Here is a 12,351-nt window from a genome sequence, read left to right on the forward strand (position 1 = left end):
TCTGTCATTGCCAAAAATATAATGAATAAAGATCGCAACCATTATATCGGATCAGAGAAAAACTTGCAATTCCTAAAGTTAATATTCATGATATCTTTGATGGTTTGTTGATAACATTAAAATCATATCTTTTGTTCATTCATTTTTATGTGATGATGTTGTCTGAGGTGTTCATATAAAAGCATTCCTGCTGTGATGGATACATTATAGGATTCTGCTCTTCCTATCATGGGAACCATCAATGCTTGATCAATTTGTTGTAAAACAGCTTCTTGTATTCCCCTTCCCTCATTTCCAAGTACAATCGCCACTTTTGTTGGAAACGGATAATTAAATGTATATATACCATTATGAGGCGAAGTTCCTACTACTGTTATATTTTTCAACCTTAACATGGGAATCACTTCCAGTAAATCCGCCTCTGCGATTGGTAAGTGAAAGACAGCTCCCATCGTCGAACGAATTACCTTGCTATTGTATGGATCAACGGTTCCCCTTCCTAGTACCACTAAATCAACACCAGCGGCAGACGCCGTTCGCAAGATTGTGCCGAGGTTACCTGGATCTTGTATTTCATCTAGCAAAAGTATTAAATTACTTTTCTCCAACTGGTTTTCGATATTCCAGTGAGGTATAGTGACTTCTGTAATAACTCCTTGTGATTGTTCTGTATCAATCAATGTTGAAAAAATAGGAGAACTTAGCTGATACACTGGAATATGTGCTTGATTTGCTTCTATCAATTTTTCTGAGTCTACAAATCCTTCTCGAATGATAATGGATTTTATTTCCCCTTTTGCTATCAAGGCTTCTTGTAATAAATGGACGCCTTCTGCTAAATAAGCTCCTCCTGATTGGCGACCTTTTTTGGACAGCAATTTTTTCCAACGTTTAACTTGTTGGTTTTGGGGAGAAGTTATGGAATAGTACATAAAAAATTCTCCTTCATTCACATAGGAGATCTATGAGGTGATAGTATATGAATTTTAACATACGAGGAGCAGTTATCCAAAATATTCAACATATGAATAACAATGAGTTAGTTGGTTTAATCGAAGATTCGATCACCCAAGGTGAAGAAAAACTACTTCCTGGTCTTGGGGTGTTGTTTGAAGTAATTTGGAAAAATAGCGATGAGGCAGAACAACAAACCATGATCCAGACATTACATGATAGAATCCAAAATTAAGCAAAAGCTTTCTTCCCTTGTTTTCTTTCTTTTTTCATTCACCCCAAACTTTTGTTCTGCTTATTTATTTCGTAGTTTATAACAAGAGTGGGAATGATTGCAACTCAAAGTTTGAAAACATAACAAAAAAGCCGATTCACCCTACCTACTCACTGGGCTTCTCGGCTAAATGATAAAAGCCACCATTGGTGGCTTTTATGTTATCTCGTTAATTTTTCAATCGTTCTGCGATCGAGGCGAGATGTCAGTGCTACTAACCAATTAACCAAATGATCAACATCTCGTTGATCGATAACAGAAGTATGACTATGAATATAGCGAGAGGGTACTCCCAAAGTGAGAGTTGGCACTCCATGATGATGCACATGTATATGACTAGCATCTGTACCGCCACGCGTAACAACCTCATATTGGTAAGGAATTCCTTCTTCCTCTGCTACCTCTCGTACTAATTGTAATAAAGGTTGATGAGCAATATGCCCAGCATCATAAAGTGCGAGTACGGGACCTTTTCCAAGATGAAGAGAAGTTGGCGTAAAACCGATCTTCGGCGTATCTGTAGCAATTCCTACATCAATCGCAAAAGCCACATCCGGCTTTACAACTGCTGTAGCAGTTTTAGCTCCTCTCCGACCAACTTCCTCCATTACCGTTCCCACAGCAAATACTTGATTGGGATGACGTACTCCTTGAGATAAGCGATATAGTACCTCCGTTACAACAGCACAGCCAATACGATTATCCATCGCTTTTCCAACTGCACGATTTGGGTTGCTCATTTGGGTGTAAGGAGAATAAGGGATAACCGTATCTCCGGGTCGAATTCCTAATGCTTCCACTTCCGCGAGCGACTCTAAACCTAAATCAATAAATAAATCATCTATGTTTATCCCCTTTTTCCGCTCGTCTGGCGACATAAGGTGGGGAGGTTTGGAGCCTATAATCCCTAAAAACTTATCATTTCGTGAATGAACCTCAACACGCTGGGCTGGTAGTACTTGACTCCACCAGCCTCCTAATGTTTGAAACCGAAGATAGCCTTCCTCTGTAATACGTGTAACCATGAAACCGATTTCATCCAGATGAGCCGCTAGCATTACTTTTGGACCCGATAATCCTTTTCGAGCAATCAAGCTGCCAAGTCGATCTGTCATGATCTCATCTGAATATGGTTTTAACCACTTTTGCATCACTTGCCGCACTGCACGCTCATGACCTGGAGGACCAGCAACATCAACCAATTCTTGTAGCATAGTGGCAAACGAATGCCGTGTCGTTGTTGTCTGCAACATAAAACACCACTTTACCTTTCTGAATTCCTTTTTACCCCATAAAAATTTAATGTATTTAAAACCAATGAGGATTATTGTTACTTCATATCCAATCATTATGCTACAAAAGATTTGGTTGGTCAAAATATTTTTAACAAACAAAAAAACCCTCCAAAGGAGGATTTAAAAACATCCAAAACCACCAAAGCCAGGTCCAAAGCCACCAAAGCCACCAAAACCACCCAAGCTAAACCAGCCAAAGATAAGGGCTAGCACGACAATGATGATAATGATAGCGATAAGAACTCCGATACCAGTTCCTAAAAACCCAAAAGATCCACATCCACTCATGTCGTTATCCTCCTTTTGTAACACTTTCTCTATATTCATACCTTATGTTCAAAAGGAAGATTCGCAATGGACATACACACACTTTTTTACCTATTTTATGATTTACGCATGAGCAGCATACTAATACTGATCAACAGGAAAGCTGTGCCTGCCAACATTGGAATGGTAATAAAACCAAATAGATGAAGAGAATCGACGGTACATGGAACACCAGCTTTGCAAGTTGCTTCTGAAGCTAGGTTTGGAAAAGTTTGAATAAGAATATGATATGCCGAAATAACCAACCCGATCAAAGATAAAGGTAACACATAAGTGGATATTTTTTTATCTTGTCGATATGTGGCAATTCCCAAAAGAATCACTAAAGGATACATGAGAATGCGTTGATACCAGCAAAGAACACAGGGAACAAGTCCTAAAACTTCACTAAAATAAAGACTCCCACCCATGGCTACAATCGATACCAACCAAGCGAAATACAGACCAAAACGATCCGCTAATGATCTCATTTGGCTTTCAACTCTTTCTCAATCGCAGCTTTAATATCGCTGTATGATAAACCATTTTGAATATACTTACCATTCACAAAGATAGCTGGTACCCCTGTGATCCCTGTATTATTGAATTTTGTATTATCTTCTTGTGTTTGTTTTTGGAATGTTTTCTTTGATAAATCATCTGAAACTTTTTTTGCATCTACTTCTGGTATATTCTTCTTAATCAAATCAACGAGAAATGCAGGTGTTGCCCACTCTACAGTTTCATTTCCTTGATTGCTGTAAACTGTGTCATAATATTTCCAAAAAGCTTGAGGATTTTGTTTAAATACAGCTTCTCCAGCTTCACCAGCTGTCAACGAATCAGGGCCGATTACTTGCGTATTCGTAAAATAGAAAGAAACTTTACCCGTATCGATAAAATCCTTTTTCAATTGTGGAAATATGGATTCATGGAACTGCTTACAAACTGGACATTTAAAATCGCCAAATTCCATAATTTTAACAGGCGCATTTTCTTTCCCTAAGAAAGGTTGTCCTTTATAATCAATCGGAGTTACTTTGTCCGTAGCCTCTTGTTTGCTTCCTGTAAATTGATTGATTACCCCATAAACTCCAAGTGCCAGTACTAATACGAGAATAGTAACTACCACTAAACCTTGCATGTCTCGGGATTTTTTCTTATTCGCCACCGACTTCACCTCTATTGTTTGTTTGTATCAAGTTTATTTGAGTATACAAAGAAAATAATATCAGGGATAGTGAAAAATTTCACCTTCTAATCTGTAGGAAAATAATTGGAGTAGTTCATCTTGTTATTGTGCATGATAAAGTGTTAGGCTATGCAATGTGATACAATGAATTTGTTAAAAATGCTAAATTACATACTTGTGTTTGTTAGAACAAGGAGGATATTTGATGAAATATCGTTCAATGAAAAACGTAGATAAAAAAGTTTCAGAAGTAGGCTTTGGCGTTTGGTCTGTCGCTACACCTTGGTGGGGAGTGAAAGATGAAACATTAGCAAAAAAATTACTTAGATCGGCTTATGAAAATTATGGAATTACTTTTTTTGATACAGCTGATGTATATGGACAAGGCAAAGGGGAAACTTTGCTTGCAGAAGCACTCGAAGGTTTACTCGATAAAGTTGTCATCGCAACTAAATTTGGATATGACATTTTTGCAAAACGGGGAGATCGTCATGGCGGGCATAGCGAACTACCTCAATACTGGGACAAAGAATCCATTCGCAAATCATGTGAAGCAAGCCTGAAACGCTTAAATATCGAGACTATTGATGTGTACCAACTGCACAATGCTCGTATGGAAGCTATCATCAGTGATGAAGTGATGGAAACGTTAGAACGCTTGAAAGAAGAAGGAAAAATTAGAAGTTACGGAGTTGCTCTAGGACCAGATATCGGCTGGAGAGAAGAAGGGCTTGCTACCATTTTGAAACAAAAAATGGACATGGCTCAGATCATCAATAACTTAATCGAGCAAGACCCTGCAAGAGACTTGATTAAAGCAGCGGAAGAAGCTGGCACTTCTTTGATCGCACGTGTTCCACACGCTTCTGGACTGCTCGATGGTTCTTATGATCCTGACAAACACTTTGATAAATCAGACCATCGTAACCATAGACCGGTAAAATGGATGCAAGCTGGTGTACAAGCAGTTCGCGATTGGAGCTTCCTCTACAAAGAAACAGACCGCACAATCGGACAAGCTGCTATTCTTTATTCGCTTGCTAGTTCTGCAATCAAATCGGTATTACCAAACATTACAAGTGAAGCAAATTTAAAAGAGTTTGCAGAAGCAAGTGAAAAAACAGCCTTTACTGCTGAAGAATTAGCCAAAGTAGAAGAATTATGGGAAAACGGACAAAAAGAAGCCCTTAAACAACCTTTTTCCAACAGCACATCCAAACCCACACCAGTAGTTGTAAAACAATAAGAAGAGAGGAATCGATGGATTCCTCTTTTTCGCTAAAATTTAGATAAAAGAACTGGTTCCAACTCTCTCTTTTGTCATAAAATAAAAGATATTGAAAGCTATCACTACCTACCTCCACTGTTTCTTTCTATTAATTTCTTGCCTGATTCATAGAAGCTCAATCTGCACAAGATGAAGTAAATAAAGTTTCCTTTTATCTACCAAAAAATGCATAAACAGTTTTTTGTGAAATGGGAGAAACTGAAAATAATAATCTAAGAACGGGGGATACTCGCCTCCATGAGATATGTAGTCGATACCAATGTATTATTAAACAGTATGGAAAAACTCGATCATGAGCATATTGTCATTCCCTCTATGGTTTTACGAGAGTTAGAAAAACACAAACTATCGCAGAATCAAGCGCTTGCCTTCCACGCACGTGCTGCTACTCGCTATTTGGAACATCATCATGCTGACATCTTATTCGATGTAAAAGATTATACCGTTGAGCTTGGAAGTGACTTCGATGCTCATTATGCTGATAATAAAATTTTGCAGTGTTGTATCGACAATCAATATGGATTAATCACGTATGATTTGCTCCTTAAACAAAAAGCAAGAGGGTTTAAAATTCCTTTGTTGGAACTTGTATCACAAGAAGAACGATACGAGGGCTACTTAGAATGTGATGTAGAAGATGAAAGATATACTGCACTATGCCACAATCTCGATCAGAATCATTTCGGACTTTTGAACAATCAATACTTGGTAGTTAAAGATGGGGAAAACTATGCTGATCTATTAAAGTGGACAGGGGAAACACATGTCTATGTGCGGCCAAGAGGGTTTGATACTACCTATTTTGGCAAATTTTCTCCAAAAGATGCCTATCAACGCTGTGCGCTCGATAGTTTACGTTCTAACACCATCACCATGATCAAAGGAAAAGCAGGTTCAGGGAAATCATTAATTGCTCTGAGTTATGCCATGCGGGAAATCGAAAAAGGCAAGTATGACCGCTTGATTTGTTTTGTAAATCCGATGGCTTCTCGAAACAGCGCCAAACTTGGCTTTTATCCGGGAACAAGAGATGAAAAGATCATGGATTCTGCGATCGGTTCGATGTTATGCAGCAAATTTGGAGATAAAATGATCGTTGAAGAATTGTTAAAGGGCAAAGAAAAAGAACCGCCCAAACTGTTACTCTTGCCATTTAGTGATATTCGCGGCTTTGATACAACTGGACTTCGAGCAATCGTCTATATCATCGAAGCCCAAAACTTAGATGTAGATTTAATGAAACTGGCTGTACAGCGGATTGGTGAAGATTCCAAACTCATCATCGATGGAGACTTCGATACCCAAGTAGACCATAGTAGTTACGAAGGCCACAATAATGGGATGCGTCGTCTATCCGAAGTTTTCCGCGGTGAAGACTACTATGGAGAAGTAGAACTTCCCTATATTTATCGAAGTGAAATTGCTAGAAAAGCAGATCAGATGTAAAACAAAAGCTGCCATCTCATTTGAGTATGGCAGCTTTTGTATCTATTTATTCAAACATTTTATACAGGGTCCGGGGCGGAGTCCACGATTTCTCGTGTCCTCCGTCCCGGGGTGGGGCGGCGGGTTGATACGGTTAGTCCGCATCAACCCGCCGGCCCCATTCCCACGCCGGCGTCAGCCGGAGATGGTGGCCGCGGCGGCCGTCGGGTCGGCGACGATGCCGGTCGTGTACGACGTCGTGTTGGCGGTGCCGGCGGTCGTCTCGAACTGGTCGGTCGGATCGGTGGCGGTGCCGGCGGTCGTCTCGAACTGGTCGGTCGGATCGGTGGCGGTGCCGGCGGTCGTCTCGAACTGGTCGGTCGGATCGGTGGCGGTGCCGGCGGTCGTCTCGAACTGGTCGGTCGGGTCGGCGGCGGTCCCGGCGGTCGTCTCGGACTTCATCTCGGTCGGCTCCATCTGCGCGGTCGTGGTCATGTTGAACCTTTCTCAAGTTGAGAGGCTTTTTGTGTCTGATTTGATTATATTGCAGTCTTTGTTTTTTGTAAATATAAAAATGTCAAATTAGCAAAATTTAATGATAAATCACTTTCATCTAATTCCTTAAATGTAGATTTAATAACATTGACCACACAACGAATTGAAGAAGATTTCAATCTCATCATCGATAAGGGCTTTGGTGCCCAAGTAAACTATAGTAGTTACGAAGGCACAATAATGGGATGCACCGTCTATTTGAAATTTTCCCATTGAGAAGGCTACTATGAGAAGTAGAACTTCCCTATATCTACAAAGTGAAATTTCTAGAAAAAAGATCAGATGTAAACAAACAAAAAGCTACCATATCATTTGATTATGGCAGCTTTCGTATTTATGTGCTGAATCATATTATCGGGTGCCCTCGATGATATAGCTCTGCTAACCATCGGGGGCTTGACCGGCGGGTGTATAAGGTTCTCTCATACTATCTATCGACGATAGTCGATGATCCCACCGGCCACACGCCGGCGACGTGGTCTCAGGCGCTGATGGTGTCCGCGGCGACCGCGGTCAAAAAAAGGTTCTGATCCTGGTTGAGCCGGTGACCCATCAGGTCGACTCGTCGCTCTCGAGCGTGGTCATTGTGGTGTTCCCTTCTGTCTCGCAATGAGACATTGGAGTTACAAGGTAATTAAATTATAGGACATTCATTGATTTATGTAAATATTAAAATGTCAAAATAGAAGAAATATAATACATTCCACTTCTACCAGTGGATTCTTTTATACTTAGCGATCACCACATTTTTCTAATGTACCAATATTAGATGTATATATCCAAAAATACTATTGTGCTTCCCATCTTTCTTCCTTTTCATATATTCACACACAAAAATATGTATGCAAAAAAGCTACCTTCTCTATTGAAATGGCAGCTTTATCTATCTAAGTCTTCCTATCATATGCGGTTCCCGGAGCGGAGCACACACGCTGCTCCACTCCGGGTGACTGATCAGGTTTGTCAGACGACGACACCGACCTTCTGGTCAGTGAGCACCGCCAGTCCTTCATCGATCTCAATGAACAGATGACGCTTGTCCATCGGGATGACAGGCGTGTGGACGTTGTAACGCCTTCGCAGCTCCTGCTCACGATCGATCAAGTTGTCGAGCACCTTGTTCTGGCGGTTGTCGGTGTATAGCATATCAGTCCTTTCTCTCATCTAAACGATAAGAGAAGTCGGAATTACTTACAATCAAAAGTATAAGACTACCATGTCAATTTGTAAACATTTAAAGTATAGAAAATAAAAACTAACCATATTATATGACCAATATATAACTCAAATTTTGGTCATATCACAAATAAAATAAACAACTGCCACATATTTAGCAGTTTTTGTATCTATATTACTTTCGATTGCTTTCCAGCTCCGAGATGGAGCACCACGCTTATCGCATGGACTCTCATCCCGGAGTGACAGAACCAGCTCAGATCAACTGGCATGCCAGCCAAGGGCTGCCGCCTGCACGTCGAGCACGAAATTCCTGAGAAGGATGTGGCTGTTCTCGCCGAACTCCTCATCAAGGGTTCCACAAAGCTCAGCCATCTTCCGAACCGCCTTGTATCGCTTCTTGAGGTGGCTCAACTCCTCTTCCGGAGCGAGCTCAGCGTGGGATTCGAGGATGTTCCATGCCTCGTTGAGCTTCTTCTCGCTGGTCTCCATGGCAGTGGTGCCCTGAGTGGTCATGTCCTTGTCCTTCCCTAGTAGGGGACTTACGTTTATTTTATGAAAACACCGCATGCTTGTAAATAAAGATATGTACTATCTTCTCCATACAAAAAAGGAAAGCTTAAACGCTTTCCTTTTTCTTCTTCCGATGTTGATAGTAATGAACAGCTTTCTTCGCCAACCAGCCAATCACTACAACAGCTGTCTCTGCGATCATGGCTTTGCGTTCCGTCGGGAGCTTTTTAAATTGTGATAGCAAGTTATCTTTTTTATCCACAGCGTATCCCACCTTTTCAGGTTTCCACATCATGAATACAACATTTTATCCGAATAGAAATAAAATCCATTCCATAGCTGATTTCTATTACCTTATATGAATTATACCACATAGGTAAAAAATACTTCTTCTCCCAAACTCTTACCCAATATAAATCAGCTGATTAATTTTGGGTAATTCCAGAAGAATAAATCCTGCACCTTTCAAAAACTATCCAGCCGAAATTCCAGAAGAATATTCTGATAATAAATTTTCCCATTATTCTTTTTTATTGTTTCCCGCTTTGATATAATAATAGAAAATCATTTCCTTTTTGCAAAGGAGGTGCTTTGAATGCGTTATTGTAACGAACCAGATTGCAACCACTAAAAATTGAAGCCGATTTTGATGTATTTACATTTTTATATACGAAAAAATCCAGCCTTCATGAGGGCTGGATTTTTATTTTATAACAAACTAGCTACTTTTTCTGCAAACTGCATCGTAGTCAGGGTTTTATCCTGATCAGTCTTTGTATCTTGTGTACGATAACCCATATGTAGAACTTGCTCTACCGCTTTTTCTACATCAGCAGCTGCCAGTTCATCTTGGAAAGAGTAGCGAAGCATCATCGCCATCGATAGGATCATTGCCGTTGGATTTGCGATACCAAGACCAGCGATATCCGGAGCTGAGCCATGAACAGGTTCGTAAAACCCAAGTGAGCCTTCTCCTAAGCTAGCAGAAGGCAACATCCCAATCGATCCAGTGAGTATTGCTGCTTCATCGCTCAAAATGTCTCCAAACATATTCTCTGTTACAATGACATCAAAGGAAGCTGGACGGCGAACGAGCTGCATTGCACAGTTATCCACTAACATATGCTCCACATTTACATCTGGATAATCTGCCTTCACCCGGTCTACTACCGTTCTCCATAGTCGTGAACTTTCGAGTACATTCGCTTTATCTACAGAAGTGAGCTGTTTTTGGCGATTTTGAGCCATTTGGAAGGCAAGGCGTACGATTCTCTCAATCTCATCCTCATGGTAGAGAAGAAGATCAGAAGCATATTCTTTTCCCTCACTGTCTTTGGCTCTTCGTTTGTCACCAAAGTATATACCACCAGTCAACTCACGGACGACAACAAAATCGACACCTTGGATGACTTCGGCTTTTAAGGTCGAACTTTCTTCTAATCCCGGGAAGAGGACAATCGGTCGTAAATTGGAGTAAAGTCCTAATTCTTTGCGCAATCCAAGTAATGCATGTTCAGGTCGCAGATGAGGGGGATGGTTATCCCATTTTGGCCCGCCTACAGCTCCAAACAAAATCGCATCTGCTCTTTTTGCTATTTCTAGTGTTTCCTCTGGTAAAGGAACCCCTACTGTATCGGTAGCAATACCACCAGCAAGTGCCTCATGGTAGGTAAAGTCATAGTTATACTTTTTTTGTACCACATCCAATACAGCAAGTGCTGCTGTCATTACTTCTGTTCCTACTCCATCACCGGGTATCACTACTATATCTTTATTTGTTCCCAATCCTCACACCCCCTTTGACAGAGCAGCAGTTTCTAATACACCCTCTGGTTCTCGATCCGTTCTTCTGGCTACTATGCGGTTTACTGCATCAATATAAGCCCGAGCACTTGCTTCCAAAATATCTGTGCTCACACCGCGACCTCGAACGGTAAGATTCCCTTGTTTGAGTTGTATGGATACTTCTCCTTGTGCATCTTTACCATGTGTAACCGAATGAATCCGATAGTCAGCTAGTTCCACTTCTTCATTCGTAATTCGATCTACCGTTTTGAAAATGGCATCGACCGAACCATTTCCACAAGCAGCCTCTTCTTTGACTTCACCAGACGCTTCTTCTATACGCAAGGTAGCAGTAGGTACTGCATGACTGCCATAAGATAGTTGGAAAGAAAGCAGCCGGAAATATTCTGACCTCTCTCCAATTTTTTCTTCTATTAAAGCAATGATATCTTCATCTAAAACTTCTTTTTTGCGATCAGCTAAGTTTTTAAACCGTTCAAACAAATGATTGATTTGTTGTTCGTCTTGAGGATAACCCAATTGAATTAGTTTATCTTTAAATGCATGTCGACCTGAATGCTTGCCCAATACCAAACGGCTCTCTTCCAAACCTACGGTTTTTGGTGTCATGATCTCATAGGTTTCAGGGTGTTTTAACATACCGTCTTGGTGAATTCCCGATTCATGAGCAAATGCATTCGCCCCAACAATTGCTTTATTTCCCGGAACGACCATACCTGTCAACTTGCTAACCAAACGGCTGGTACGACTGATCTCTTGATGATTGATAGTGGTCTGTGCTTGATAGTGTGCAGCCCTTGTTTTCAAAGCCATCACAACTTCTTCAATCGCTGCGTTCCCTGCGCGTTCTCCAATACCATTGATCGTTCCTTCTATTTGTCCAGCCCCGCCTTCAATCGCACCTAAACTATTGGCGACAGCCATCCCTAAATCATCATGACAGTGCGCACTTAAAATGACACTTTCTGTCTCAGGAACTCGTTCTTTTATCGTACGAAAGATGTTTCCGTACTCCATCGGAGCCAAATAACCGACAGTATCTGGGATATTGACAATATTCGCGCCAGCTGCGACCACAGCTCTTGTCATTTGCGTCAAAAAGTCGATCTCTGTTCTTCCTCCATCTTCAAAGGAAAACTCGATCATAGAAAAATAACGTTTTGCATAGCGAATTGCAGCTAGAGCTTGCTCCATCACCTGCTCTTTGCTCATCTTAAGCTTAAACTCACGATGTATGGGGGAAGTAGCGATAAACAAATGAATCGCGGGAGCATTAGCTTCTCGCAAAACTTCCCAAGAATGATCAATATCCCGTTCCACACAACGTGCCAAACTTAGAACAGTTGCTTTTTTTACTGCTTTCCCAACTGCTGTGATTGCTTGCCGGTCTCCAGGTGAAGAAGCAGCGAATCCTGCTTCAATAAGATTCACACCAAGTCGCTCGAGTTGGAGGGCGATCTCCACCTTCTCTCCCTTTGTTAGCGTAACACCAGGTGACTGCTCTCCATCACGCAAAGTGGTATCAAAAATCTGAATCATCCGCATTTTTCGTTGCTCCTCCTTTTCT

Annotated in this window: 14 protein-coding genes and 1 other annotated feature (1 of these 15 only partly in view); of the genes, 3 read left to right on the forward strand and 11 right to left on the reverse strand. The window is 41.0% G+C overall.

Annotation, left to right across the window (positions count from 1 at the left end; genetic code table 11):
* Nucleotides 1–17 (reverse strand) — a binding site (T-box leader) (it extends 199 nt beyond the left edge of the window).
* Between the two features lie 105 nt (nucleotides 18–122).
* Complete coding sequence (locus AC5WOF_RS07835) at nucleotides 123–932, reverse strand: TrmH family RNA methyltransferase (RefSeq protein WP_496049386.1); 810 nt, start codon at nucleotides 930–932, stop codon at nucleotides 123–125.
* Between the two features lie 47 nt (nucleotides 933–979).
* Here AC5WOF_RS07835 and sspI point away from each other — a divergent pair, with 47 nt between their 5' ends.
* Nucleotides 980–1,189: a small acid-soluble spore protein SspI gene (gene sspI / locus AC5WOF_RS07840; RefSeq protein ID WP_496049387.1), complete on the forward strand. Its 210-nt coding sequence runs from the start codon at nucleotides 980–982 to the stop codon at nucleotides 1,187–1,189.
* Nucleotides 1,190–1,389: 200 nt separating this feature from the next.
* Here the strand turns inward: sspI and AC5WOF_RS07845 are convergent, their stop codons facing one another.
* The 4 genes from AC5WOF_RS07845 to AC5WOF_RS07860 form a co-directional block, all read right to left on the reverse strand.
* On the reverse strand, nucleotides 1,390–2,481 hold the full coding sequence (locus AC5WOF_RS07845) for a M42 family metallopeptidase (RefSeq protein WP_496049388.1): 1,092 nt from the start codon (nucleotides 2,479–2,481) through the stop codon (nucleotides 1,390–1,392).
* Between the two features lie 162 nt (nucleotides 2,482–2,643).
* Nucleotides 2,644–2,811: a hypothetical protein gene (locus AC5WOF_RS07850; protein WP_496049389.1), complete on the reverse strand. Its 168-nt coding sequence runs from the start codon at nucleotides 2,809–2,811 to the stop codon at nucleotides 2,644–2,646.
* Nucleotides 2,812–2,906: 95 nt separating this feature from the next.
* The gene (locus tag AC5WOF_RS07855) at nucleotides 2,907–3,320 is read right to left on the reverse strand and encodes a disulfide oxidoreductase (RefSeq protein WP_496049390.1); all 414 of its coding nucleotides are present in this window, start codon (nucleotides 3,318–3,320) and stop codon (nucleotides 2,907–2,909) included.
* Nucleotides 3,317–4,000, reverse strand: a complete 684-nt coding sequence (locus AC5WOF_RS07860) for a DsbA family protein (RefSeq protein WP_496049391.1) — start codon at nucleotides 3,998–4,000, stop codon at nucleotides 3,317–3,319. Before AC5WOF_RS07860 ends, AC5WOF_RS07855 begins: the two co-directional genes overlap by 4 nt.
* A gap of 226 nt (nucleotides 4,001–4,226) precedes the next feature.
* On the opposite strand from AC5WOF_RS07860, the gene AC5WOF_RS07865 reads away from it, so the two are divergent.
* Complete coding sequence (locus AC5WOF_RS07865) at nucleotides 4,227–5,267, forward strand: aldo/keto reductase (protein WP_496049392.1); 1,041 nt, start codon at nucleotides 4,227–4,229, stop codon at nucleotides 5,265–5,267.
* A 279-nt stretch (nucleotides 5,268–5,546) separates the two neighbouring features.
* Nucleotides 5,547–6,755, forward strand: coding sequence for a PhoH family protein (locus AC5WOF_RS07870; protein ID WP_496049393.1), 1,209 nt, complete (start codon nucleotides 5,547–5,549; stop codon nucleotides 6,753–6,755).
* 174 nt (nucleotides 6,756–6,929) lie between these two features.
* Here AC5WOF_RS07870 and AC5WOF_RS07875 read toward each other — a convergent pair whose 3' ends face one another.
* The 6 genes from AC5WOF_RS07875 to AC5WOF_RS07900 all read right to left on the reverse strand — a co-directional run bounded on the left by AC5WOF_RS07875 (nucleotide 6,930) and on the right by AC5WOF_RS07900 (nucleotide 12,329).
* Nucleotides 6,930–7,229 (reverse strand): hypothetical protein, encoded by a 300-nt coding sequence (locus AC5WOF_RS07875; RefSeq protein ID WP_496049394.1) that lies wholly within the window; start codon nucleotides 7,227–7,229, stop codon nucleotides 6,930–6,932.
* Nucleotides 7,230–8,252: 1,023 nt separating this feature from the next.
* The gene (locus AC5WOF_RS07880) at nucleotides 8,253–8,435 is read right to left on the reverse strand and encodes a hypothetical protein (protein WP_496049395.1); all 183 of its coding nucleotides are present in this window, start codon (nucleotides 8,433–8,435) and stop codon (nucleotides 8,253–8,255) included.
* A 291-nt stretch (nucleotides 8,436–8,726) separates the two neighbouring features.
* On the reverse strand, nucleotides 8,727–8,981 hold the full coding sequence (locus AC5WOF_RS07885) for a hypothetical protein (RefSeq protein ID WP_496049396.1): 255 nt from the start codon (nucleotides 8,979–8,981) through the stop codon (nucleotides 8,727–8,729).
* A 103-nt stretch (nucleotides 8,982–9,084) separates the two neighbouring features.
* Nucleotides 9,085–9,240: a hypothetical protein gene (locus AC5WOF_RS07890; protein ID WP_496049397.1), complete on the reverse strand. Its 156-nt coding sequence runs from the start codon at nucleotides 9,238–9,240 to the stop codon at nucleotides 9,085–9,087.
* Nucleotides 9,241–9,686: 446 nt separating this feature from the next.
* Entirely contained in the window at nucleotides 9,687–10,763 is a 1,077-nt protein-coding gene (gene leuB / locus AC5WOF_RS07895) for a 3-isopropylmalate dehydrogenase (protein WP_496049398.1), read from the reverse strand.
* Between the two features lie 3 nt (nucleotides 10,764–10,766).
* Nucleotides 10,767–12,329 (reverse strand): 2-isopropylmalate synthase, encoded by a 1,563-nt coding sequence (locus AC5WOF_RS07900; protein ID WP_496049399.1) that lies wholly within the window; start codon nucleotides 12,327–12,329, stop codon nucleotides 10,767–10,769.
* Between the last annotated feature and the right edge of the window lie 22 nt (nucleotides 12,330–12,351).

The organism is Shimazuella sp. NTD250 (assembly GCF_059510375.1).